Below are 24348 nucleotides of genomic sequence, written 5' to 3'. Positions count from 1 at the left end.
CGATAGATTTTTCCAATAACCCGTTTTCTCACCTCCAAATAAAGTTCTTCCTAAAGCATTTTTTATAACAATCTCATTAGGTAAACGTTTACATATGAAAATAAAAAAATAAAGTAAACATTCAACGTTTACCTCATTGAAAGTAGACTGTAGTAAATCGTTTACATATAAAATAATTAGCAATGTAAACGTTTACTAAACTAAAGTTTATAAGGACCTCAATTCACTGTCAATAGATTTTTCAAAAGAAATATTATTACCTATAATTACAAATAGTTCTTTTGTATCAAAATGTTAAAAATAATTAGAAAATATTGTTATTTAAAAAACCATGTGCTATATTCCAATTGAATTCTAAAGACTTCTATTAAGCTCTCTTCTAGATTTTCTTCAATGTAATGCAAGCAATCTTTACGGTGTTACAAACACTGCTTGGGAGGTGGATAATCTAAAAAAAAATGAAAATACTCCAGAAATTATGTAAACGTTTACTTATTTAAGTAAAAATTTTACATAAATACGATTCATTTACAAGAAGGGGGATTTATACATGTTAAATATAAAAAATATTTATAGTTTAATCCTTACCACAGTAATGCTAATTGCCCTCCTGCCTATTTCAGCAATTGCAGAAGGCAATCCAGATTCAGAAGGTGCGTTATCGATACGTCTTTCACATTCCGGAGGCGAACTAAAAGAAGCAATAAATAGTACTGGAATGGATTTTAAGGACATTACTAGCCTTACCATTACCGATGGTATACTGAACGCCAGTGATGCGAAATTTATTAACGAAAGTCTTATAAACTTGCAAATTTTTGAACTCATTGGAACAGCAGATTTTGAGAATTCTACTGTTCCAGATAAAGCATTTGAAGAAAACCAATCCCTTCAAAATGTAAAATTTCTTAATACTAGCATTCTCGGAGGAAGAGCCTTTTATCAAGGTAGAATCCACGCTGGTAATCTAAAATCAGTTGAACTGCCGAACTTGACTGCCATGGGCAACAGGGCCTTTTATCGAACAACTATTACATCTCTAACCCTAGGAGAAGAACCTCCCGAAATGCTTCCAACGGGATATTGGTTTAAAGATGTAACAAATTTAACGATTTACGTTCCGACCGAAAAAGCGATTGATAAGTATAAAAACAATTGGGATTTCATGGGTTTCAAAATAAAATTAATTGGTGATGAGAGTGTCGACGATGATGAGGGAGCAGATGAGTTACAATTTTACGATTACAAATATGACCAAGATATAGATCAACCGTATACTGGTGAATACTATACGGGTGATTATAAGCTTAGTCTTAATCTGTATAGCTTTAGTTCGAATTTAAGCGCCTGGATGAATAACAAAAATGATGTTCCGCCAATCGATACATTTGATGCACTAAGATTTGCGAAGCAAGCTGGATTTGATGCGGTCGATATCACTGCTTACTATATTCCGGGTTATGATAATAATTCAATGCCTACCAAATCAGATGAAGAAATTTATGATTTCGTCAGGAAATTAAAGGCGCTTTGTAAAGAATTAGGATTAGAAATTAGCGGTACTGGGGTGCAAAACAATTTTGCCGATCCTAATGCCGAAAGACGTGCTCTCGATGTCGAACGTATTAAATATTGGATCGATGTTGCTGCTGAAATGGGGGCTCCTGTTATGCGTGTATTTTCCGGTGATGTACCGAGAGACATCATGAATCATGGATGGGAAGAGATTGCTAGAGACAGAATTGCTCCTCCTATGCGAGAAATTGCAGAATATGGGGCAACGAAGGGTGTAAAAATAGGTCTCCAGAACCATGGAGACATGACTGCAACGGCCGGTCAAACAATCCAAATACTGAAATGGGTCAATCATCCTAACATCGGCATTATTAATGACACCGGTTACTTTAGAAATTTCCTAAGTACAAACTATGGTCATGACTATAATTGGTACCGTGACATCCGAGCTTCGCTCCCTTATTCCAACAACTTCCAAGTGAAAAAGAAAACCGCTGGACAAGAAACAAATGTATGGCTCGATTTTGATAGACTCTTCACAGATATTAGAAACAGCGATTACAGAGGATATATTCCGGTAGAATTGCTTTGGGTACCTGGAGATGAAGGTCATCCTAGCACTCTTGATTCACCGCCAAATGAAGAAATTCAAGGATTTCTCAATAAGGTGAAGGCTTCTTTAGAAAGAACCAAAACAAGTTCAAGAGTGAAAAACATAGAAATTTCAGGGAAGGAAAAACTCCTTATTGGAGAAAATGACCAAGTTCAAATAAATGGAATATACTGGAAAAACAACAAAAAGTCACAGACTGAAAACGTCGTTTATCATAGCTCCGAATCTTCTGTCGCAACTATCGACGGCAATGGAATAATCACAGCATTAAATGAAGGGAAAACAGTGATTACCGCAGAATATGATTCATTTAGAAAACAGTATGTCCTTAATGTAGAAAAACCATCCGCTTTCGTGGATTTAACTTCATTAGAAAAGCTAATTGCAGAGGCAAAAGCCATCAAAAATGACGATGGTAGATATACATCCAGCTCTTATGAAACATTACAAGCTGCGATCGTTACTGCCCAATCAGCATTAGGAACGATTAAAAATGAAGAAGAATTACGTGAGGCACTTAGTGCTTTACAAGCGGCAATCAATGGATTAGTTAAAGTTGAGTCGGATTCAGTAGAAAATGATAATAAAAATGACCACCCGAACGAAGATGCTTTTAAAGATCAGAATCAAGATAAAAACAATCATAGCGGAGGGAATAAACTCCCTAATACTGCAACAAATATGTATACAATGCTATTAATCGGTAGTACATTGTTTATGTTGGGCGCTGTAACCTTGTTTGTATTCAAAAGAAGAAAATTAAAGAATGAACATTGAGTTATGGGCAGATCACTGCCCTCTCTACTAATAATATTTAATAAAAAGCTAGAGGAATTTCTTCCTCAAGCTTTTTATTTGCCCCAAGATTTTCATAGACAATAAATCAGACACATAATGTTCAATAACTTCACCTCTTGTTCAATATTGAGCAAGAGGTTTTTTTCTATAATAAAAGTAATGAATTAAATATATAAAGATGGGTTGTGTTAATGTGAAAAAACTGCTTTATATAACTGCAAATCCAAAAGGGCTGGAAAAGTCAAAGGGATTGCAGATTGGGGAATCATTTCTTGATGCTTTTCGGGAGGAATCTCCAGATGTTGAAATAAAGAAATTCGACTTGTTTACTTTAGATTTTGCCCAAATGGATGCTGATTTGGTGTCAGCGAGAGGAAAATTAGCAGGTTATGGCTATACATTGGATCAACTATCCGAGGTTGAAAGGGAGAAAATAGTAAAAATGCATGCGCTTGCCGATGAATTTATCACGTATGATTACTTTGTTTTTGTTTCTCCAATGTGGAATTTAAGTTCACCTGCCGTATTAAAGGCCTTTTTGGACAATTTATTTATTTCGGGAAAAACCTTTGAACATACTCCTACCGGTCCAAAAGGACTTTTATCAAATAAAAAAGCAATCCATATCCAAACGAGAGGCGGGCAATATACCGGGACACCAATGCAAGAAATGGAATCGGGTGATCGTTATTTAAAAATTGCCCTTCACTTTCTGGGAATTGAAGTACTGGACACGGTTATTGCTGAGGGATTTGATCTAAATCCGCAAAAGGTTCCCGAAATCCTAGCAATGGCAAAAGAAAAGGCAAAAGCAGCTGCAAAAGAATTGGCTAAATACCCTATTGCCGTTCGGCTATAAGAAAATGTACAAAAGCTTCCGCTTGAAAAAAACAGGAGGCTTTTTTATTTTAAAATATAAACATGCATTTCCCATTCTAGCTTTGTCTAAAATAGTTAATTCATAGTATAATTGGAATGCTTTGAAATAACTCAAAGAAATAATATTGCACAATAGCAAGAAGCACTACAATTCGATATCAGGAGAATTTACATGTTAAGAGATTTTGTTTCAAATGCTACACTTTTAATTGCAACCTTTTCAATTATGGGCGTGTTATTTAAAGATAAGCCCTTAAGGTTATCCTCCCCTTTACCCTCTAAGTTATATTGGGGACTTTTTTTTGGGGTCCTCGGGAACATCTTAATGTTGTTTAGTATTGAAATCAACACTGGGATTATTGCCGATTTACGCCACTTGGCTATTGTAATTGCTGCCGCATTTGGCGGATTTATTCCGGCAATCATTGCATCTGTTATTATTGCAATTGGGAGAGTAATCCTTTTCGGTTTTAGTCATGCGGCCATACTCCCATCAATTGGGGCATTATTAATTGGACTCGTTTGTGGGGCGATATCACCGCTTCGGCTTTCTCGCACATTAAAGGCCTTTGTTATGAATCTTTGCGCTTTGTTAATTCTATCAATCATCTTTTTTATTAAAATTGATGATTTACATACCCTTAAAACTCTTTTAACCATTCATTATCTTATTTCATTAATTGGTGGTTTTATAGCGTATCACTTTTTTGTTTTCGTTGTGGATTCAAATGAAACACAATATAAATTAAAAGAAACAGAAGAACGCTTTCGGTTAATAGCTGAATATTCTAGTGACATGATAACAATGCACAATGAAAAGGCTGAGTATATTTACATTTCACCAGCGGTAAAAGAAGTCATTCATTATGAATATCCAGAATTACTTGGGAAAAGAATCGAGGATTTTATCCATCCTGATGATATTGAGGAGACTAAAGAAAGTTTCGAAACAGCACTAAGTGATGGAGGTGCCGAATCCACTTACCGTTATCGTTCCAGCTTTGGCGACTACATTTGGATTGAATCTACGCTCAAGAGTGTCCACTTTGAGGAAGATGGCAGTAAAAGAGTCATTATTGTCTCAAGGAATATTACCGACCGAAAACTAACCCAACAAAAATTACAAGAGGCAAACGAATTACTAAATAGACTATCATATATGGATGGATTAACGGGAATTGCCAATAGAAGATATTTTGATGAAACATTAGAGAAAGAATGGACGAATTGTCTTTCATCCAATTCGCCGCTTACATTAATGATGTTCGATATTGATTACTTTAAAAAATACAATGATACATACGGCCATTTAACTGGGGACTTTTGCTTACAATTGATTGCTCAAACCATTAAAGATCAGATTACAGGTAACTCAGATTTTACTTTCTACCGTTATGGCGGAGAAGAATTCGCACTAATCTTACCTTCAACAATAATCTCGGATGGTATAAAAGTGGCACAGCATATTCAGGAGACAATCCAGTCACTGCACATTCCTCATAGCAGTTCGGAAATTGCAGATAATGTCACATTAAGTATCGGGCTTGGCACCATTGTCCCGACATCTTCAACAAAGCCGCAAGCATTAATTCAAAGGGCAGATTCGGCTTTATATTTATCAAAAACAAAGGGTAGAAATACAATTTCAACTTAATAAAAAGGAAGGCTGATGCGCTCAAGTCTTCCTTTTTATCGTTATTTCCTATATACAGGCCCAAAAACGACAAATTGTTCTATTTTTCCAAAATATTGCGAAAATTTTGTTGTAAATTGTGGAAGATACCTGTAAAATTTTCCTAAGAGCCTTTATTGGACGGTGAAGTTAATGGACATTACCAAACATTTTCTCATAAGCCTTTCCATCTTAATCATATTTTTATTCTTTGTTGTGATCTTTTTAAATAAAAGCAAAAGGTTCACTTTATCAAAACCCTTCATTATCTTTTTCTTTATCGTAATGGTATGGTTTTGTATTCATTTTTCTTACAATCCAATTCCAGTTGCCCGGGCTGATTTAAGAATTATTCCCTTAGTCATCGGTTCGGTATATCTAGGTATTGGACCCATCCTTGCAATAGCAATAATTATTATTAGAAGTTTTTACGGACTAGATTTAGGTCTTTTTCTAACCTTATTCCTATATGCTCCGCTTGGGATTATTCTGTGGCGAATATACCCTATGTTTTGGAGAAAAAGTCCTGAACGCCGAATTCTTTTCACCGTTGCACTAGGGATGATCCTTGGAGCGATGACAAGCGGGGGCATGCTGATCACCCATCCCTATCTTTATTGGCTTGATTTCTTGTTTGCTTATCTTGTCATCCCGCCACTTGGTATTGGTATCATATCATTTGGTATAGAATTTGTCAGAAGAAATAACGAAATGCAGCAGCAGTTAATTAAAACTGAAAAGTTAAAAGCAGTTGAACAAATGGGGGCCGCCATTTCCCATGAAATTAGAAACCCATTAACTGCAGCCAGCGGATTTGTCCAACTACTTCAAGATGATTACCTCCCAAGGCAGAAAAGGAAGGAATACTTATCCATCGTAAAGGAAGAATTACATTCTGCCGAGCGGGTAATTCAAGATTATTTAACCTTTGCGAAACCGTCCTTGGAGACCTTCGAAGAACTAAATGTAAAAAGTGAACTTCGGCAAATAATAAATATCCTTTTACCCTTAGCAAACCAAAATTCAGTTGAGATTATCACTGATTTTTCGGTAATTGGTTTCATAAAGGGAGACGGACAGAAGTTCCGTCAATGCTTTATAAATGTACTCAAAAATGCTATTGAAGCGATGCCTAATGGCGGTTGTTTATCCATATCCACTGAATTTAGCCAAAGTTATGTAACGATTAGGGTGAAGGACACTGGTATAGGGATGACTAGCGAACAATTTGAACGATTGGGAGAACCCTTTTATTCCACAAAAGGAAAAAATGGAACGGGTTTAGGTATGATGGTGGTATATAGCATTGTCCGGGCAATGGATGGGGAAATATGGGGGGAAAGTGAAGTGGGCGCAGGCACGACATTTCATTTTGAATTTCCTACCATTACATCAATTAGAAAAGGCGAGTAGGAATAACAACTATCTTAACCGACAGAGCTTGGCTCTGTCGGTTAATTTTCATCCCTTATTTCCCTATAAACATTTGGGTCCAGTGTTTCCCGGTATCTTCAAAACCTACGCCAATATGCGTGAAATTTGAACTTAGTATGTTTTTGCGATGCCCTTCGCTATTCATCCAGGCAGTAACTACCTCTTGTGGTGTCCTTTGTCCTTGAGCAATATTTTCACCAGCTGATTTATAGGTCACGCCAAAATCTCTCATCATGTCAAATGGCGATCCGTAAGTAGGACTTGTGTGTGAAAAATAATGTTTTTGCTCCATGTCCAAAGATTTTTTCTGAGCAACCCCGTTTAACTGTGTATCCGCTTTTAAAGCTGGAAGCCCATTTTTCCCCCGCTCGGCATTTGTTAAGTCGATAACCTGCTGTACATATTGACTAACTGTTCCTGTTGTTGGGGCATTATTATTTTGCGTTTGTGCCGGCTGTTTTGGCACTGGTTGTGTTTGCTGTGGTACTGGTCTTGTCTGGTTTGGAGTAGCTGCCGGCTGCTGGTGCCGAGGTACAGTCTGCTGTACTGGTGCCTTTTCACTCGGTCTTTGCTGCTGCAGATACGGCTGTCCTTGTTGAATTAACCCTGTCTGGAAATTTCCCTGTCTAGGGTCAATGCGGATATACTTGTACTTTGCATCTTGAATTAATACCGCTCTAGTGTGAGGATATTGATTACTATTCAAGGTTGTTTGGTAAGCAGAAATCATATCATCATTATTCTTTCTGTTGCTGTGCCTATCATTAAACCGGTTTACATCAAAATCCCTTTGACTGTTATTATTATTCGTATAATCTTCGGTAAGCGGGCCATTATGGTCAATGCCATCATCTCTCCCGTTCCGGACATCAAGGAAATTATTGTGGTTCCTATTGTTATTGTTAGTATTCATACCTACTTGATCGGTACGGTTGTCATTAATTCCTTTTTTATCATTGTTATTACAGGCAGCAAGCCCCAGCGTAAGAAATGCTGTTAAAAGTAACCCCACGGTTTTATTTATCAACCGAATGACCTCCTCTTGAAAAAATTTACTTGCCTTCTTATTTTTCATGTTTTTCAAGAAAAGTATTAATGGTAATAAACTCATGTGTGGGGAAGAACTAGGTATTAACCCAATATAAACTGTTCACCGTTTCATCTGAATCATAAACTTGTAACGATCTGCTCGATAGGCTGATTTTACAAATTCAACAGGGGTGCCATTCTGAAGATAGGTATTTTGTTGAATCAACATTACTGGTGCGCCTTTGTTGATTTTTAAATATTTCGCTTCAACTTGACTGGAAATTGCTGACTCAATTACCTGTGAAGCCCTGTCAATTCTGAAGTTTAGCTGTTCTTCAATGTGTGCATATAAGGATTGGTTGACAATTTGTTCAGTAAGGCCCTGAATTAGATTGGCTGAAATATAATTTGTTTCTAAGGCCATGGGAACACCATCTGCTAAACGGATTCGTTTGATTTCGTATACTGGTTCATTTTCTTGAATTGCTAGCTGCTCAGCAATCTGACTTGCTGCAGGAATAATTTCAAAGTGAATTAATTGGCTTCCTGGCTCCAGCCCTCTCGCTTTCATATCCTCAGTGAAGCTTGTTACCCACTGCAAAGGCTGTTCAATCTTCCGCTCGGCAATAAACGTTCCTTTTCCTTGCAGTCGGTGCAAATAACCCTCGTTAACAAGATGGGTAAACGCCTGCCTGACAGTCATCCGGCTAATTTGGTATTTTTCAGCATACTCTCTTTCCGCAGGCAGCGCATCACCAGGTGTTAAGTCACCTTTTTCAATTAACTCTTTAATATGTTCTTCCAATTGGTAATAAAGAGGAATGGGGGAATTCTTATTAATCATTCTCCATCGAGCTTTCCATTCTGATTAAACTTACTGCCGCTTCATCTGCAATTATTGTAACATTTGGATGATTTTTCAGAACAGAGGCTGGGGAACTTTCATTGACAGGACCGTTCATAAGATTGAACAATGCATCCCTTTTACTTTCTCCTGATATTAACAGCAGAATTTCTTTACTTTGCATAATCGTTGAAATCCCCATCGTAATCGCCTTAGTCGGGACTTCCTCTAAGCGGTTAAAGTATCTTGCGTTTGCATTAATTGTCGAAGGGGCTAAATTGACAGTATGGGTTTTGGAAGCAAATGAAGTTCCGGGTTCATTGAAGCCGATATGACCGTTGCTGCCAATGCCAAGTATTTGCAAGTCTATCCCGCCATGTTCGGTCATTAATTGTTCATATTTATTACATTCTATTTGAAAATCTGCAGCTTCACCGTTAGGAATATGTGTGTTAGCCTGTTTAATATCAATATGATTGAATAATTGATCCTTCATGTAATAGCTGTAACTATTCTTATCTTCACTAGAAAGCCCCACATATTCATCCAAATTAAAGGTAGTTACTTTCTGATATGAAGTCCCGTTCTTTTGATGGTCTGTAATTAAATTTTTATAGGTTCCGATTGGAGTCCCGCCTGTGGCCAAACCCAGTTTAATGCTCGGCAACATAGTTACCTTATCAATTATATATTCAGCCGCTTTTTTACTCATTTGCTGATAATCTTTTACTTCAATAATTTTCACTTTTCGTTTCCTCCCTATTAAAAGCAAGTTCACCAAGGCAGAATGTCATAAAAACTTCGAGATTATTATCAAGAATCACGATGTCTGCATCCTTACCTGCAGTAAGGCTCCCTTTCCTTTCAAAAATATTCAATTGCTTCGCGGGGTTCACCGAGACCATTTCAATCGCTTCTTCAAGTGTGCAGTCTGAATAGGCTACAATATTTTTTACTGCTTGGCCTAATTTTAAGATGCTTCCGGCAAGGGTTCCATCTTCGAGAACGGCCTTTCCTTCCTTTACGGTCACTTCCTGACCACCAAGATCATATTGACCATTTTTCAAACATTTTGCACGCATAGAATCGGTAATTAAAATTAACCCTTCACTCCGTTTTTGTTGATAAGCAAGCTTCACCATCTCAGGGCGGACATGGACCCCATCAACGATAAGTTCCGCTATTAATTCATCACGTAAAAATGCTGCCCCGACAACACCAGGTTCACGATGATGCAGCCCCCTCATTTGATTGTAGAGATGTGTGACGTGGTTAGCTCCAGCATCAACAGCTTCATTCACCTCATCATAGGTTGCATATGTATGACCAATCGAAGCAATGATTCCATTAGCTTTTAAATAGCGAACCATCTCTATGCCGCCAGGTCGTTCCGGTGCCAACGTGACAAGCTTTATATTTCCCTGCGAAAGGGATTGCCATTTTTCTAATTTAGCAAGGTCAGGATCAATAATGTACTGTATTGGCTGTGCACCTGCCATTTTAGCATTCACAAATGGTCCCTCAAGATGAATCCCAAGTACTTCTGCTTTACCTCGTGATTGCTGCCCTGATATATAGTCCCCAGCGTTTAGTAACGCTTTTTCAATTTGCTCGGTTTCTTGTGTCATCGTTGTTGCTAAAAAACTCGTTGTACCTTCTTTAGGCAAAGTCTTGACCATGGTATCTAGTGCTTCCTTCGTACCATCCATCGTATCCGCACCATTAACGCCATGAATATGAACGTCTATAAAACCTGGAATGGCTTTAAAATGGGGAGGAACCTTTACAACCTCAAAGTCTTCTTCATTTGAAAGCTTATCTAATGGCCCAAGCTCAATTATTTTTTGATCTATTATTTTTATATATCCATTTTTAATTATTTTACTGTCTGAATAAACATCGATTTCCTTAAGTAAAATATGATTAACTTTTGAAGCCATTCTGATTACTTCCTTTCAGCTTATACTTCATTTTAGCATTCCATAAGTATAGTTGTCTATACCAATTTTAGATAAAAAAATAAGGGATATCTTTATCATCCCTTAAGGAAATTTTAGCGGGCTTTAGGCGGAGGGTTAAGCTGGTATTCCTTATTTGCATAAATAGCCTCTATTTCAGCGGATCGCAATAACCTATTAATTTTATTCGCAGGCAGTTTCAGGGCTGCTCCATTTAGTGCGGATTTATAGGTATGGACGATCCTATAGGGAATTTGTGCTTGTCCTAGGTACCTCTCAACATCCTTTTGAAAACGGGCATGACTATCCTCTACATCTTTCTCAGCCTGCTCCAATGTCAATGGAACACCAGTCATTTTTGCCAAGGCAAGCGCAGCCTTAGCCGGTTTCGTTTTAAAATGAATGATGATGATAACATCCTTTTCACTTTTCATATCTATCGTGGGGTCAATATATATTTCGTTTGTCATAACTTCCTTCCCCTCTTCTTCCTTAACGTCTTTATGAACCTGTTTATAAATAACGGCACCGACGATTAGACACAACAGACAACTAAACAATAAAATTTTCGTCCATCTTGGCATAGCCGAATCATCCTTCCTTAATTAGGATAATACTAGGCGGAGCTAATAAAAACAACCGAATTCATGCCACCCCCTAAAAAGCATCAGAAAAAATCGACAGGCTCTTTGACCTATCGATTTTTAATCTAAGCATATAATTGCGATTCTTCTGTATGGAAAAAGCTTTTCATCGCATGAAATACATCGGCTTTTTGCTTAAGAATATAATAACGAAAATGCTCATCTTTGATGTTTTTATAGGCAGACATTAGTGTCGAATGGCGGTTGTATTGGTTTACTTCGCCATAGCCAAACATATTAGACACCTTCATTAATTCTTCAACTAGCTTCACACAGCGGGCGTTATCGGATGTGAGATTATCACCGTCTGAAAAGTGGAATGGATAAATGTTGAACTTTCGTGGATTGTATTTGGCATCAATGATCTCTAGTGCTTTGCGGTACGCAGATGAACAAATTGTTCCACCGCTTTCTCCTTTAGAGAAGAAGTCCTCCTCTGAAACAACTTTCGCTTCGGTGTGGTGGGCAATAAACTCAATTTCTACCGTTTCATATTTTGTTCTTAAAAAGCGTGTCATCCAGAAGAAAAAGCTGCGAGCCATATACTTTTCCCATAACCCCATGGAACCACTCGTATCCATCATCGCGATCACAACAGCTTTAGAGTCCGGTTTGACTATTTCATTCCAAGTCTTAAATTTCAAGTCATCTTTATAAATGGGATGGAATGCTGGTTTTCCACTCATGGCATTCCGCTTGAAGGCCGACATCATTGTTCGTTTCTTATCAATATTCCCCATTAACCCTGTTTTACGAATATCATTGAATTCAATATTTTCAACGAGATGTTCTTCCTGCTCTTTTCTTTTTAAATTTGGAAGCTCTAATTGCTTAAACAATGCTTCCTCAAGCTCCATTAAAGAAACTTCAGCTTCAAAATAATCTTCACCTGCCTGGTCCCCTGCCCCCTGGCCTTTACCCGGTCCTTTTTGACCGCTTGAACCGTCACGAGCTACTACGTCACCTACTTGGCTGTCACCGTCACCTTGGCCCACGTGTTTGTTCTTGTCATAATTATAGCGGATTTTATATTCGTCCAATGAACGAATCGGAATCTTTACCACATCTTTTCCATTAGACATAATAATACTCTCTTCTGTAATTAAGTCGGGAAGATTGTTGCGAATTGCCTCCTGGACTTTTTCTTGATGCCGCTGCTGGTCATCGTGGCCTTTACGGTGGAGGGACCAATCTTCTCTTGAAATGACATATTGTTGGTTATCGATTGACATTTTTAATGCCCTCCTTATAAAAATATTTCATTTAAAACTGCACACATTTTTTGTAAATACATAAGATAACGCGAGTGGAAAAAATCGATTAATGAAAACTTGCCGATGGCTGGCCCCTAGGGTCGGTCCATTTGGCATAGCTGATTTAGTTCAGAAATAATCGATATAAATTCTGATACATAAAATTTGGATTACTTTATCCTATGCAGGAATGGAGAATAATTTACAATTAATTTCGACAATTGGGTTTTTGCCCTAGAAAAATGGACAAGTAGATACATATTGAAAAAAATGGACTGACAGATTCCTTCTGCCAGTCCCAGCTATTTTAATCCTGTTTTATCTGTTTAATAGGCTTCCAACATAACGCAATAATTCATTAGCGGATGTCGAATTATAGCCGTGTTCATCAATTAATCGGGCTACAACATTATTGATCTTCTTCAACTGCTGCTCATCTGGTGTTTTCGAAGAAGTTGTTATTTTCACAACATCCTTGAGGTCAGCAAACAATTTCTTTTGAATGGCTTCACGGAGCCGGTCATGGGAGTTATAGTCAAAACGCTTTCCTTTTCTAGCAAAGGCTGAGATTCTAATTAACACTTCTTCCCTGAAGGCCTTTTTCGCATTTTCAGAGATACCAATTTGTTCTTCAATCGAGCGCATCAGCTTTTCATCTGGATTGATTTCTTCTCCAGTTAATTGATCGCGGAGCTTATTCTTATTGCAGTAAGCCTCGACATTATCAAGATAATTGTCCATTAACGTTTTCGCTGACTCTTCATACGAATAAACAAATGCCTTTTGGACTTCCTTCTTGGCAATATTATCATACTCTTTCCGCGCTAAAGAGATATAATTCATATACCGTTCGCGGAGCTCAGTGGTAATTGAGGGGTGCTGATCTAGACCGTCTTTTAACGATCTTAATACATCTAGGGCATTAATAGCTGGTACTTCTTTGCGAATAATCGTGGATGAGATCCGGTTAATAACATAACGCGGGTCAATCCCGCTCATGCCCTCATCTGGATACTCTCTTTTCAACTCCTCGACATCGGCTGTATTAAACCCTTCCACATTCTCCCCATCATAAAGGCGCATTTTCTTCAGTAAGTCGATATCGCCCTTTTTTGGTTCCTTTAAGCGGGTTAAAATCGTAAACATCGCTGCCACTTTTAACGTATGTGGAGCAATGTGGACATCTGATACATCACTTTCATTAATCATTTTTTCATAAATTCTTTCTTCTTGCGATGCCTTTAAATTATAGGGAATTGGCATAACAATGATCCTGGAGTGGAGCGCTTCATTTTTCTTGTTCGAAATAAATGAGCGATATTCTGTTTCATTCGTGTGTGCCACGATAAGTTCATCGGCACTAATTAACGCAAATCGGCCCGCCTTAAAATTTCCCTCCTGGGTTAATGACAACAGATGCCAGAGGAATTTCTCATCACACTTTAACATCTCCTGGAACTCCATCATCCCACGGTTTGCTTTATTTAGCTCCCCATCAAAGCGATATGCCCTTGGGTCTGATTCGGAACCAAATTCCGCAATCGTTGAAAAATCGATACTCCCTGTTAAATCGGCGATATCTTGTGATTTGGGATCAGAAGGACTAAACGTTCCGATTCCTGTTCGTTTATCCTCGGAGAAAAAGATTCTTTCCACTAAAACATCTTCGATTCTGCCGCCGTACTCCTGCTCAAGACGCATCATGTTCAGCGGTGACAGATTTCCTTCAATCCGAATCCCATACTCTTCGTGGAATTCTGCCCGCAAATGATGTGGAATTAAGTGAAGTGGATCCTCATGCATCGGGCATCCTTTAATGGCAAAAACAGAGCCCCTGTCCGTTCGCGAGTAACTCTCCAAACCCCTTTTTAACATCGTTACCAGAGTTGATTTCCCACCGCTGACTGGTCCCATTAATAATAAAATCCGCTTTCTTACATCCAGCCTTTTTGCTGCCGGATGGAAATACTCTTCCACAAGTCGTTCAAGCGATTCCTCTAAACCAAATAACTGATTACTGAAAAATTCGTACTTCTTCGACCCTTTTTCTTCCGTAATCCCAGAATCTTTAAGCATATTATAAACTCGAGAATGTGCAGATTGTGCTACCCATGGCTTTTCCTTTAACAGCAGTAAATAATCAGCGAATGTTCCTTCCCAACGCAGTTTTTCCTCTTCTTCGCGAAACATCTCGATTTTTTTTAAAATATCCATAAGGCCCTCCCCCTGTAGCTTAATCAGAGACGATTAATATACTCTATGCGCTTAAGCTTTTGAACATGCGTAACAGTGGAGAGTTACTGTCTATCTTTTTTGTATCATAAAAGGAATATTGCTCTTTTCATTTTTTAAAGTTAGGCTATAATAAAACTATTAAGCGTTAATGAAGGGGGCAATACATACACATGAACACTTTCATCGTTATTTTAGTTATGATTGCATTTATAACTGCCATATTAACTGCAGGTTATAATGATAAGCCAGGCTCAACAAAATAATAATTAATGAAAAAAGGCTGCCAATTGGCAGCCTTTTATCGTTTATTTTAAGTGTGAGTAGTTTTGCTGCCGCAATGCTTCATAAATGAGAATGGCAGCTGTATTGGAAAGATTTAAGGAACGAATATTATCATTCATCGGAATCCTCAAGGCCCTTTCCATATTATTCTCAATGATTTCCTTTGGAAGGCCGGTTGTTTCCCTGCCAAAAATAAAATAATAATCCTTGCTCGAATGACTGTAATCAAAGCTGCTGTACGTCTTTTGCCCAAATTTTGTTATATAAAAGAACTCACCGCCTGCATTCTTTTCATAAAATTCATCTAAAGAATCATAGTAGACGATCGTAACGTGCTGCCAATAATCCAGGCCAGCTCTTTTTAACATCTTGTCATCGGTCGAGAAGCCTAACGGGCGGATTAAATGTAAACGGGTATCCGTTCCCGCACAAGTCCGGGAAATGTTTCCTGTATTGGAAGGTATTTGTGGTTGATATAAGACTACATTTATTGACACGAATTTCACCTCGATAAAAAACTCTACAAGCCATTATACCACTCAAACTAATGCTTTCAAGAAAAGAACCGCCTTCAATCAATAATGGAATAAAATTTATATTTAATATTTGGTGTATAAGCAGATGAATCCTCATATGCCCAGTACCGCATCCGGCTATTGTACGTATGGGCATTCACTAATGGCATCCCATTAGCATCCCTTCCCGTAACAATAGTGTTATGATTAAACCGTCCGTCCCCTTCAAAATCGTAGCAAATGACATCTCCTAAGACCAATTGGTCTGCACTGCTTACTTCCCTTGCCCGAAGGCCGCTTGTTGAATTAGACAAATATAATCGCAGTGAATTTGCGACTGCCCAGCTGTAGCTCCAAATATTATTTTGAAGCCACCAGCCTCTTCCCCGATTTGGATGGCCCCTCATCGGCGCCCCGCCAGTATGGAGGCATTGCGAAATAAAGTTGGTACAATCCACTTCAAATTTTTTATATGCCGGATTATAGCTATTCCACCAACGTTCCGCGTACTGAACAGCTTTTAGGCGATTGTATTGATAGTTGACTCTCTCCTCATTGTCCTCAAACAAGAGCTCCGAATGTGGTTCTTGATATGCATAGGGGTTTATTTCCTCATCCATCACTAAAGCCTTTTTAAAAAACTTGGCTACTCTTTCTTCCACTTCTTCTTCCATATAAAGATTACCTTTTTGTTTAATTAAATATTGGTAATGGGCATGGTATTTTACTGTTTGAAATTCATCATCAGCACCTACTTCGATAATTTTACCTGAAGCTTTCACTTTCACGATTTCCGCAGATCTTTTTGCAAATGCCTCCTGTTTTTTTTCTGCCTTCGGAAAAAATACCTTATGACTTCTTTTATTAGAGACAAATTGGTCTACTCTTTTTTCAAAAAGATCTTGAATTAATTCAAGCATGTGCTCACTCCCTTTCCTTTCATACATATGAAAGAATACGGGGTTTCAATCTAAAAAAGAGCGAAACCATTAGTTCGCTCCTTTGTTATCACTATAAAAATATAAGCCCTTTTCGATTTCTTTTTGCACTTCGATTTCGGTCTCATTCTCTTTTGCCTTTAATAGCGCCGTAAAAGCAGTCTCCCCGCCAATTTTACCAAGGGCCCAAGCCGCCGTTCCTCGCGAAACAGGGCTTGCCTCCTTTTCTAATACATCGATTAATTCCGGGACAGCTGTTTCATCTTTAAAATGAGCTAGTGCAATTATCGCATTCCGTTGAATTGGCTTTTTCCCTCTCCACGAGCCTGCTGCGTTTCCAAATTTGACTTTAAATTCCCGATTACTTAATTTTAATATTGGCTTCAATAATGGTTTGGCAACATCAGGATCTGGATTCATTTCATCATGAAAATGAAAGTTCTTGCCCTTATTTACAGGACAAGCCGTTTGACAAGAATCGCATCCATAGACGCGGTTACCAATCTTATCCCTAAACTCATCTGGTATAAGCTCTTTTGTTTGCGTTAAAAAAGAAATACAGCGCTGGGCATTAATCTGCCCGCCTTGGACTAAAGCTCCCGTTGGACACGCATCTAAACATTTCGTGCAAGTCCCACATTGGTCTTCTATCGAGGTATCCGGCTCAAAAGGAATACTCGTAATCATCTCTGCTAAATAAACATAGGAGCCAAACTCCGGGGTAATGATGGCGCAGTTCTTCCCACTCCATCCAATTCCAGCCCGCTCCGCAACGGCACGATCTGAGAGCTCTCCTGTGTCTACCATCGATTTTATACGCGCTTCTGGTACCATGGCTATAATAAATTCTTCAAGCCTTTTTAACTTGTCTCTAAGAATATGGTGATAATCAAGACCCCAAGAGGCCCTGCTAAAAATCCCTCTTCGTTCACCCTTCTTGCTTTCAACACGAATTTTCATTTTTGAAGGATAGGCTAAAGCAATCGAAATAATCGAACGTGGTTCTTCGAGTAATAAGGAAGGGGTAACCCTTTTTTCAATATCCGGTTCTTCAAATCCAGATTGATAGCCAAGTTCCTGCTGCCTTATTAACCGGCTTTTCAATTCAGTGAATGGATCGGCAGTTGTGAAACCAATTTTATCGATGCCAATTTCCTTACTATAGGTGATGAGCTCATCTTTTAACTTTTTTATATCCACAGTTTTCCCCCCTTTCCAACTTAGTTCATCTATGAAAGTGGTTAATATTTTTAGTAGCACAACTATTTATGATAAACTATTTTCAATCAATTTTGGAGGTGGAATAGTTGGAAATTCAACTTTCGTCGGAAATAATCAAACAAATTCCGGATTTTAAGCTTGGGGTTATTGAATATGGAAATATCACTGTTGGGGATTCACCACAAATGCTAAAAGGAAGGCTTCAGCTTTTTCAAGAGTCCATATATTTCGATTTGGAGAATAGTAACGTTACAGACCTTCCTGGTATTCAAGAATGGCGAGGTATTTTTAAAAAGACAGGAAAGGACCCGAACCGGTATCGCCATTCTGCAGAGGCCTTATATAGAAGAGTCCAAAAACAAAACTATCTTTCGTCTGTTCAAAGTGCCATCGACACGAATAACTTTTTCTCCCTGCAATATCAAGTACCGATTGGAATCTACGACCAAGATCATTTGCAAGGATCAGTGGAAATACGTATCGGCAGAGAAGGCGAGGAATACATAGGTTTAAACGGGAGGAAAAACTCCCTGGAGCGGTTGATTGTGGCTTCTGATCAAGAAGGGCCGTTTGGCAGTCCTTTTGTCGATTCTGGGCGAAGTCATGTTTCTTTTAGTACAAAAAATGCTTTGCAAATCATTTATCTGAGACCATCAACCGATATGGAAAATGCTAAGAAGTTAACCGAATCGTTAATGAACATGTTTACGCAAATACATGGTGGAGACGCTGCTTTCCGTATTCTGAGTGGACAATAAGTTATTATGTGCGTAAAAATAGAAAAAACGCAATGCATCGTTCTCTTATGTAACGATACACTGCGTTAGTTAGTATGTATGGAGCGGGTGATGGGAATCGAACCCACTACATCAGCTTGGAAGGCTGAGGTTTTACCAGTAAACTACACCCGCATTTTTTGAACAAATGATGAACAATCGGTATCACCAGTTGACCTTTACAATAATACACACAATTTTTATTATCGTCAAGGGATTTGTGCGAAATTTGTCGACTTTTCCTAACATCATTATTAAGTGAAAAGAAAAAGTCCATAAGGGCTTTTTTCTCTTGTTTGGACGTTCATAAATGACTATTATCAGAAAATTTGATATCCTATACTAAATATATTGTTATGAATCTAGTGAGGTGGGAACTATTAAACGAAAACCGATCATTATTTCTATTATTTCTTTTCTAGCTATTGTGATTGGTTTGTCTATTACCTTTTATTTCAAAAATAGCATGCTAACACCAAAGGAGCTGCCAGTCCAACAACTTGAACATTCAAAAATTAATAAAATCGCTATTGGTGCTTATATCTCTAGCAATCATAAATATTGGAATGATGAATTGTGCTGGGGAAGAAGCGAGAATTATAGTTTTACAGTCTTCCAAAAGCATTACACCGAGTACATAGGTGATTTGAATGAAATAATTTATGCAACTGATGATAAAGACTTGAAAGAGGATTTCCTTCTTGCCAAGGATTTATTGGAAAATGCAAATAAAACAAAAGATATCCGTTACTTGATTGATGTTCATCGTATTTTACACGATTTAGATGTTAAATATAATAAATATACAACCAGTGATTATTTTGGAGTCACACAATATGGGAAAAAACACTGACGGGCGGTGCTCTTCTTTTTATTGATTTTCGACAAAGATTGGTTATAATCTTCCAATGGAATTAGCGGAAGTTAACGCCCCTAAGAACAAATAAAGAGAAGGGTTCCACCAAAAGGCAAGACCTTCGGTGAATACCCTTCTTTAAATCAAACCTTATTTCTGCCTGCCCTCTGTTTGGTTAGCTATAAATGTCCAATTAAGATTTAAAGAGTCACCTTGGAATTGGTTTTGATTTGAATTATTATCAATAAAGTTGAATTTGACAACAAGATCATCCAGAGAACCAACAGCAAGCCCTTTTTCTCCTATTATTGGGATGAAAATATTTTGCGCAATTGCATCAGGAGTCATATTTTTCAAGTCAGCTAATGTTGTTTCATAAACTACTTCATTTAACTTATCAAGGTTATATAAGAACTCCACTTGGATATGCTTAGCGAAGTTTTCAGTGTTATCCCCTTTTGCATCAATCACGGTATAATCTGTTTTCAATGTCACGTCCTTGATATCAAGGGAACCGTTGTTAATAAGTTCAAAAGTACGAGTCATGGAATCTCTAGGCTGAAGATTATCCACATCAATGATCACTGTTGGGTTTACAGATAAATCCAATGTTCCCGCTGCAAACGTATTTGTTGTTGTTTCGGTATCACTAAAGTAAGCATATGTAGCTCCACCTATTAGTGATAGACCCAACATTCCAGACATAATGCCCATTCCTAAACGTTTCTTAAAACCCATTTAAAATTCCCCCTCATAATTTTTGTGTTTTTTAGTCCCCTCATCATGGTTGAGATTCCATTTGAGGAGTTAAATCCGTAATTCTATCTCCCTTGCGACAAGGTATGCTGTCGCAAAGGGATAGTTTGTCCACTAGCGGCTAAAGCTAGGACGGATTGCCAGCGGTTTAATTAAATCGCCTGCGATTTTAATTAAACTGTTCCGAAACCTATTGATCCATTAGAGTCAAAATTAGTGCCTCACTTCACAGTTAAATAATCAGCATAGGCGAGGATAGAATTATATGCCTTTTCTGAAATCACACCGGTTTTCTTTTGGCTGTCAAGCAATGTCTTAAAGGTTTCCAAATGCTTTGCAATTTTGTCAGTAGCTTTTTGTTTTTCATACACCTCTAATGCACTTAAATGGGTTGTTAACTGACGAACTGCCAGACTATTAGAGAAACCGCCTTCTTTGTTAAAGCGCTCTACAAGAGCTATTAAGTCTGAAGCTCCAGGCTCTTTAGTTTGGTCGCCGCCAATTGTAAGTGTTACAGAATTATAGTTATTATCTTTACCTTTTGGATTGTAATTATTTTCAACATTCCCTGCCGTATCGACGGAGAAGAATTTAATCGTTGTAGTGGCATCAATTTTTAGCTTTTCTGCACCCTCACGAATTCCAGCAAGCTGAATTTTCGCTGAATCAAACGTTGGCCGGCTTCCGTCTAATGTGTAATAAACAGTAGCCGGTTCACTTGTTTCAATATCCACCTTAACTGATTTAGCATATCTTCCGCTTCCAGGTACTGCCTTTGATTCAGGGTTTGTCTTATCTCCAGCTTGGTCTAACGCGACTTCAAGCATTCCGATAAATCCGTTTGCAAATTCCATCGCCTCTTCATGACCTTCTGCATAAGTAGGCTGGAATCCAACAGAAACCCAACCTTTACCATTCCATAATGGTGCACCTACTTCAAAGTTCCAAGCATAAATGCCTTTCTTATACCAGAAATAATCAGCAGAGTTACCTGCAGCGGAATACAACACATCAGGAATAGGGCCTGTCCGTGTTGGTTGAATGACCGTTCCGCGGTGATCCTGAATAGTCTTTAGAATATGGTCAGATGCTTTCCAATAAAATGCTTCTTCCCCAGCTGTTGGACGAGTCAGTGTTACACGTTTTGCATCATATGCACCTGGAGACCACATGAAGTATCCACCATTGCTATGGATATTCATTGAAAACTTAAGATTATCAAAGTTATCCGCTAACCATACAAGATTCTTTGCTTCAGGCTCAGAGTTTATAGAAGGACCTGCAAATGTGTCACTCGTACAGCTTGTTGAAGCACCGATATAACCATCGAATACTGATCCAATAGAATGATTTCGGTTAAGGTCGACACCCCAGCTGTTGCGGGAATTAAAATCTGAAGCTCCTTCTGGTCCACAGTGATTTGTCATGTTTCTGCGCTGCATATTGTAGTCATAGAAGGTATAATTGGCACCATCAGGGTTAACCGTTGGAACAATGAAAATATCAAGATTATCGACAAGTTTTTTTGTTCCCGGGTCAGTAGCATAGTTTCTTAGCAAACGCTCAGCCGATTCCATAGAAACAAGTGGTGTAACCCACTCACGAGCGTGTTCTTGAGAGTAGCCAAGTACACCCGGTTTGGAACCGTCTCGAACTTTACCAATACGGAATGCCCTTACTGTCATTGGCTCACGGGAAACATTCGCCGGAGCTTTGAGACCATCCGTTAATTTTGCTGATAAAACCCCAACAACTCCATTTCCGACGTTTCCACGGTATGTTGTTGCCGTAACAAGATTGCTGGCATCCTTATTTAGTGCATCAACAACTTGTTTAGCAGTACTTGTAATCTTGCCAGATGAGTCTGTTGCCAATTGAACAACAATCTTTTTACCTGTCTTGATTACATTAAGATTTCGATTTGCAGCATTAGGATTCACGAAGCTTACTTCAATATCGTTGCCGCCTTCATGTCCCCAAGCTTTCGATGTAACGGAAACAGAAGAATTTGTGACAGTTCCCATTAATGCCTGTGCATTACGTCTGTATCCATTTGTTTTATTAGGCATTTCAACTATCTCTAAAATCTCTGGGAATTCCGCCGCCAATTGATCCATTTTGGCGTTCATTTCTGCTGGAGTCATATAATGATCAACAAACCCAGATACATAGTGCTCACCTGGCTCAGGTTTTCCCCCGCCAAGCCATTCTGTTACATTACTTGTCGCAGCAGCTGCTCCTTTATTACTAACTATTGTAACAGTTGATGGAATGCCTGTTATAGGCAGTTCCAAATAGTGGTATAGATAAGCCCCATAATCACTTCTTTTTGCTAATGCTGCTGATTTTTCTACGCCATTCTCCATCCACTTAGCGGTTAATACTGTTCCTGCTACATCTCCAAGACTGGATTTCGCTTCAAGGTAAAGGAAAGTTGCTGATTGGTTCGTGTAATGATTGGCACGAAGAACTTGCAACGTTTCCTCTTCGGCAGCTAGCATTGCATTCCGCTGAACCGTTGTGTTTCTTTCATTGACTCTTTTTTGCCATACTTGCTCCGTCATTAATGTTTCCGCAACTTTGATCCCATTTTTCTCTAGCATCTTAACCTCTGATGGAGTAACGACTGCTTCTACTTCCCACACTCCATCATGTTCATGGATCCCGTGATCAAAATCGATTTCGAGCTCCCTGATTTTTTCTGCTGCGGCTTCGTTAGGAATTTCAAGTGAGACAACCGAGAAGCTTTCTTCTTGCGGGATTAACTCCCCCTTTGCAGTTTCTGCAAAAATTGGCGACCCCAGACTAGCGAACAAGGTTGATGCAACAATTGCTGTACTTGTTGTTAAAACTAGTAATTTGTTTTTCAATCTCTTTTTCCTCAACTACAAACACCCCTTAATAGATTTGGTAAAGCAAGTCTATTATAGGCTTGAATATTTTGAATTTTCTGCTGCATTATGTCTTGAAATAACATTATTGTTTGACATATTTTTACACCGTTACTAAATGGTGTAAATTAATATAGTATTTGTAAATACCTTTAATCTATAAGAATAAATTTCTCTTACCGTAAGAATTCAATATCCTTTGTAAACTAAGTAAACAAAATAAACAAGATAACTTTTACTGATATAATTTGAAATCTTTTATTTTTTGTCTATTTAAATATTTTTTGTCGAAAAAAAGGAATTATGGAGAATTCAATCAAAAAAAAAATAAACAATTTTTTGCTATATAAATAGAATCAAAGGTTTTTTGGGAGTATTTGTCTAAACTTCTGTCAAATAATTGTTGATAAAAAGCCATTCTATTTATCATTGTATTTATTCATTAATTTTCTTTAATTGGCTGATCCATTGGAGTTAGATTATTTAACTCATCTAAAACATACTAATGCACATGCTGAAGAATTTGGAAAATTGCTGAGTTTGTTGCAAGAATTTCATTTGTAAAGGTTTCAACAACTTTTCTGCAATCTTTAAGCAGTTTAATATCACTAAGTGGATTGTTTTTGGGATGACTTTCACGATGAGGAAAATTAAAGAACGCTTTTATTGCTCTTAAACGAGAGTTTATGGTGTCAGTCTGCAATCCCTTCTCTTTCATATACAGATAGACATTTCGCTTAATATCCTCTTTTGTAATAGCTTCGAATGAGGAGTTAATGCCTTGTTCTTTTAGCATTTTGAAGAATACAGATAGTTCATTTCTGTACTATTGGATTGTTTGAGGTTTGAGGTCTTAGGTTTCTGATTTGGCAATCATCAACTTATAATGAAAAAGCGGTTTTGAAATCAATTTCTTTTACTGCTTTTGGTGAGTTAATGATGGATAATTCTTCAATTGATAGTTCATTTTTACGCTTTGCCATTTTTAATTCCTCCCTGTTTAATGACAGGGTACGCACACGATTTTATGTACACGATATTTTTGTAAGAATCGTATTTGAGATAAATAAAAAACGCTTCTTACGAAGTGTAAGAAACGTTGATTTCACTGCATTGGCAAGCAGTGTCATGATACCGGTGATCGGGGTCGAACCGATACTCCTCACGGAACACGATTTTGAGTCGTGCGCGTCTGCCAATTCCGCCACACCGGCGTATTTAAATATTTTGATAAAACTA

18 protein-coding genes, 2 tRNA genes and 1 pseudogene are annotated in these 24348 nt (G+C 38.0%); 6 read left to right on the top strand and 15 right to left on the bottom strand.

The window, feature by feature from the left end; translation table 11 throughout:
• Positions 1–550: 550 nt before the first annotated feature.
• The 4 genes from BSO02S_RS13710 (at position 551) to BSO02S_RS13695 (ending at position 6890) form a co-directional block, all read left to right on the top strand.
• On the top strand, positions 551–2905 hold the full coding sequence (locus tag BSO02S_RS13710) for a TIM barrel protein (RefSeq protein WP_066068078.1): 2355 nt from the start codon (positions 551–553) through the stop codon (positions 2903–2905).
• A gap of 214 nt (positions 2906–3119) precedes the next feature.
• The gene (locus BSO02S_RS13705; RefSeq protein WP_066068075.1) at positions 3120–3785 is read left to right on the top strand and encodes an FMN-dependent NADH-azoreductase; all 666 of its coding nucleotides are present in this window, start codon (positions 3120–3122) and stop codon (positions 3783–3785) included.
• 192 nt (positions 3786–3977) lie between these two features.
• Positions 3978–5459: a sensor domain-containing diguanylate cyclase gene (locus BSO02S_RS13700; RefSeq protein ID WP_066068072.1), complete on the top strand. Its 1482-nt coding sequence runs from the start codon at positions 3978–3980 to the stop codon at positions 5457–5459.
• A gap of 171 nt (positions 5460–5630) precedes the next feature.
• A complete protein-coding gene (locus BSO02S_RS13695) occupies positions 5631–6890 on the top strand; it encodes an ATP-binding protein (RefSeq protein WP_066068069.1) in 1260 nt (419 codons plus the stop codon).
• Positions 6891–6945: 55 nt separating this feature from the next.
• Here the strand turns inward: BSO02S_RS13695 and BSO02S_RS13690 are convergent, their stop codons facing one another.
• From BSO02S_RS13690 to queG, 10 genes are all read right to left on the bottom strand, one after another.
• Positions 6946–7938 carry a CAP domain-containing protein gene (locus BSO02S_RS13690; RefSeq protein WP_425320385.1) on the bottom strand — a complete coding sequence of 331 codons (993 nt, stop codon included), beginning with the start codon at positions 7936–7938 and terminating at the stop codon, positions 6946–6948.
• A 123-nt stretch (positions 7939–8061) separates the two neighbouring features.
• On the bottom strand, positions 8062–8784 hold the full coding sequence (gene phnF, locus BSO02S_RS13685) for a phosphonate metabolism transcriptional regulator PhnF (protein WP_066068065.1): 723 nt from the start codon (positions 8782–8784) through the stop codon (positions 8062–8064).
• Positions 8777–9529, bottom strand: a complete 753-nt coding sequence (gene nagB / locus BSO02S_RS13680; protein WP_066068062.1) for a glucosamine-6-phosphate deaminase — start codon at positions 9527–9529, stop codon at positions 8777–8779. Before nagB ends, phnF begins: the two co-directional genes overlap by 8 nt.
• Positions 9516–10724, bottom strand: coding sequence for an N-acetylglucosamine-6-phosphate deacetylase (gene nagA / locus BSO02S_RS13675; protein WP_066068059.1), 1209 nt, complete (start codon positions 10722–10724; stop codon positions 9516–9518). The genes nagB and nagA overlap by 14 nt, the downstream gene beginning before the upstream one ends.
• Before the next feature lie 113 nt (positions 10725–10837).
• Complete coding sequence (locus BSO02S_RS13670) at positions 10838–11326, bottom strand: protease inhibitor I9 family protein (protein WP_235846922.1); 489 nt, start codon at positions 11324–11326, stop codon at positions 10838–10840.
• A gap of 125 nt (positions 11327–11451) precedes the next feature.
• On the bottom strand, positions 11452–12618 hold the full coding sequence (yhbH, locus tag BSO02S_RS13665) for a sporulation protein YhbH (RefSeq protein ID WP_066068056.1): 1167 nt from the start codon (positions 12616–12618) through the stop codon (positions 11452–11454).
• Positions 12619–12957: 339 nt separating this feature from the next.
• Positions 12958–14853: a PrkA family serine protein kinase gene (locus BSO02S_RS13660; protein ID WP_066068053.1), complete on the bottom strand. Its 1896-nt coding sequence runs from the start codon at positions 14851–14853 to the stop codon at positions 12958–12960.
• Positions 14854–15179: 326 nt separating this feature from the next.
• On the bottom strand, positions 15180–15653 hold the full coding sequence (gene trmL / locus BSO02S_RS13655; RefSeq protein ID WP_066068050.1) for a tRNA (uridine(34)/cytosine(34)/5-carboxymethylaminomethyluridine(34)-2'-O)-methyltransferase TrmL: 474 nt from the start codon (positions 15651–15653) through the stop codon (positions 15180–15182).
• A 74-nt stretch (positions 15654–15727) separates the two neighbouring features.
• Positions 15728–16591 carry an amidase domain-containing protein gene (locus tag BSO02S_RS13650; protein WP_066068047.1) on the bottom strand — a complete coding sequence of 288 codons (864 nt, stop codon included), beginning with the start codon at positions 16589–16591 and terminating at the stop codon, positions 15728–15730.
• Between the two features lie 69 nt (positions 16592–16660).
• On the bottom strand, positions 16661–17809 hold the full coding sequence (gene queG / locus BSO02S_RS13645; RefSeq protein ID WP_066068044.1) for a tRNA epoxyqueuosine(34) reductase QueG: 1149 nt from the start codon (positions 17807–17809) through the stop codon (positions 16661–16663).
• Positions 17810–17916: 107 nt separating this feature from the next.
• Between queG and BSO02S_RS13640 the strand changes: the two genes are divergently transcribed.
• Positions 17917–18588: a B3/B4 domain-containing protein gene (locus tag BSO02S_RS13640; protein ID WP_066068042.1), complete on the top strand. Its 672-nt coding sequence runs from the start codon at positions 17917–17919 to the stop codon at positions 18586–18588.
• A gap of 79 nt (positions 18589–18667) precedes the next feature.
• Here BSO02S_RS13640 and BSO02S_RS13635 read toward each other — a convergent pair.
• Positions 18668–18741 (bottom strand) — tRNA-Gly (locus tag BSO02S_RS13635).
• A gap of 235 nt (positions 18742–18976) precedes the next feature.
• Here BSO02S_RS13635 and BSO02S_RS13630 point away from each other — a divergent pair.
• Entirely contained in the window at positions 18977–19459 is a 483-nt protein-coding gene (locus BSO02S_RS13630) for a hypothetical protein (protein WP_066068035.1), read from the top strand.
• A gap of 153 nt (positions 19460–19612) precedes the next feature.
• On the opposite strand, the gene BSO02S_RS13625 is transcribed toward BSO02S_RS13630, so the two are convergent.
• The 4 genes and pseudogenes from BSO02S_RS13625 to BSO02S_RS13610 form a co-directional block, all read right to left on the bottom strand.
• Entirely contained in the window at positions 19613–20200 is a 588-nt protein-coding gene (locus BSO02S_RS13625) for a CalY family protein (protein WP_066068033.1), read from the bottom strand.
• Positions 20201–20439: 239 nt separating this feature from the next.
• Entirely contained in the window at positions 20440–23103 is a 2664-nt protein-coding gene (locus BSO02S_RS13620) for a M14 family metallopeptidase (RefSeq protein WP_066068029.1), read from the bottom strand.
• A 508-nt stretch (positions 23104–23611) separates the two neighbouring features.
• Positions 23612–23923 (bottom strand): annotated as a pseudogene (locus BSO02S_RS13615) (hypothetical protein); the annotation flags it as partial.
• A 318-nt stretch (positions 23924–24241) separates the two neighbouring features.
• Positions 24242–24323: transfer RNA gene (locus tag BSO02S_RS13610), tRNA-Leu, on the bottom strand.
• Positions 24324–24348 lie beyond the last annotated feature (25 nt).

The sequence above is a fragment of the Neobacillus soli NBRC 102451 genome, assembly GCF_001591665.1.
Taxonomy (GTDB): domain Bacteria; phylum Bacillota; class Bacilli; order Bacillales; family Cytobacillaceae; genus Neobacillus; species Neobacillus soli.
The sequence above is the reverse complement of the archived record's forward strand: the minus strand, read 5'-3'. Positions and strand labels throughout refer to the sequence as shown.

Excerpts from the sequence above, each read along its gene's own strand:
- BSO02S_RS13710 (WP_066068078.1), top strand. The coding sequence starts at position 551 with ATGTTAAATATAAAAAATATTTATAGTTTAATCCTTACCACAGTAATG.
- yhbH (WP_066068056.1), bottom strand. The coding sequence starts at position 12,618 with ATGTCAATCGATAACCAACAATATGTCATTTCAAGAGAAGATTGGTCC.
- BSO02S_RS13700 (WP_066068072.1), top strand. The coding sequence starts at position 3,978 with ATGTTAAGAGATTTTGTTTCAAATGCTACACTTTTAATTGCAACCTTT.
- BSO02S_RS13695 (WP_066068069.1), top strand. The coding sequence starts at position 5,631 with ATGGACATTACCAAACATTTTCTCATAAGCCTTTCCATCTTAATCATA.
- BSO02S_RS13670 (WP_235846922.1), bottom strand. The coding sequence starts at position 11,326 with ATGCCAAGATGGACGAAAATTTTATTGTTTAGTTGTCTGTTGTGTCTA.
- phnF (WP_066068065.1), bottom strand. The coding sequence starts at position 8,784 with ATGATTAATAAGAATTCCCCCATTCCTCTTTATTACCAATTGGAAGAA.
- BSO02S_RS13650 (WP_066068047.1), bottom strand. The coding sequence starts at position 16,591 with ATGCTTGAATTAATTCAAGATCTTTTTGAAAAAAGAGTAGACCAATTT.
- BSO02S_RS13625 (WP_066068033.1), bottom strand. The coding sequence starts at position 20,200 with ATGGGTTTTAAGAAACGTTTAGGAATGGGCATTATGTCTGGAATGTTG.
- BSO02S_RS13660 (WP_066068053.1), bottom strand. The coding sequence starts at position 14,853 with ATGGATATTTTAAAAAAAATCGAGATGTTTCGCGAAGAAGAGGAAAAA.
- nagA (WP_066068059.1), bottom strand. The coding sequence starts at position 10,724 with ATGGCTTCAAAAGTTAATCATATTTTACTTAAGGAAATCGATGTTTAT.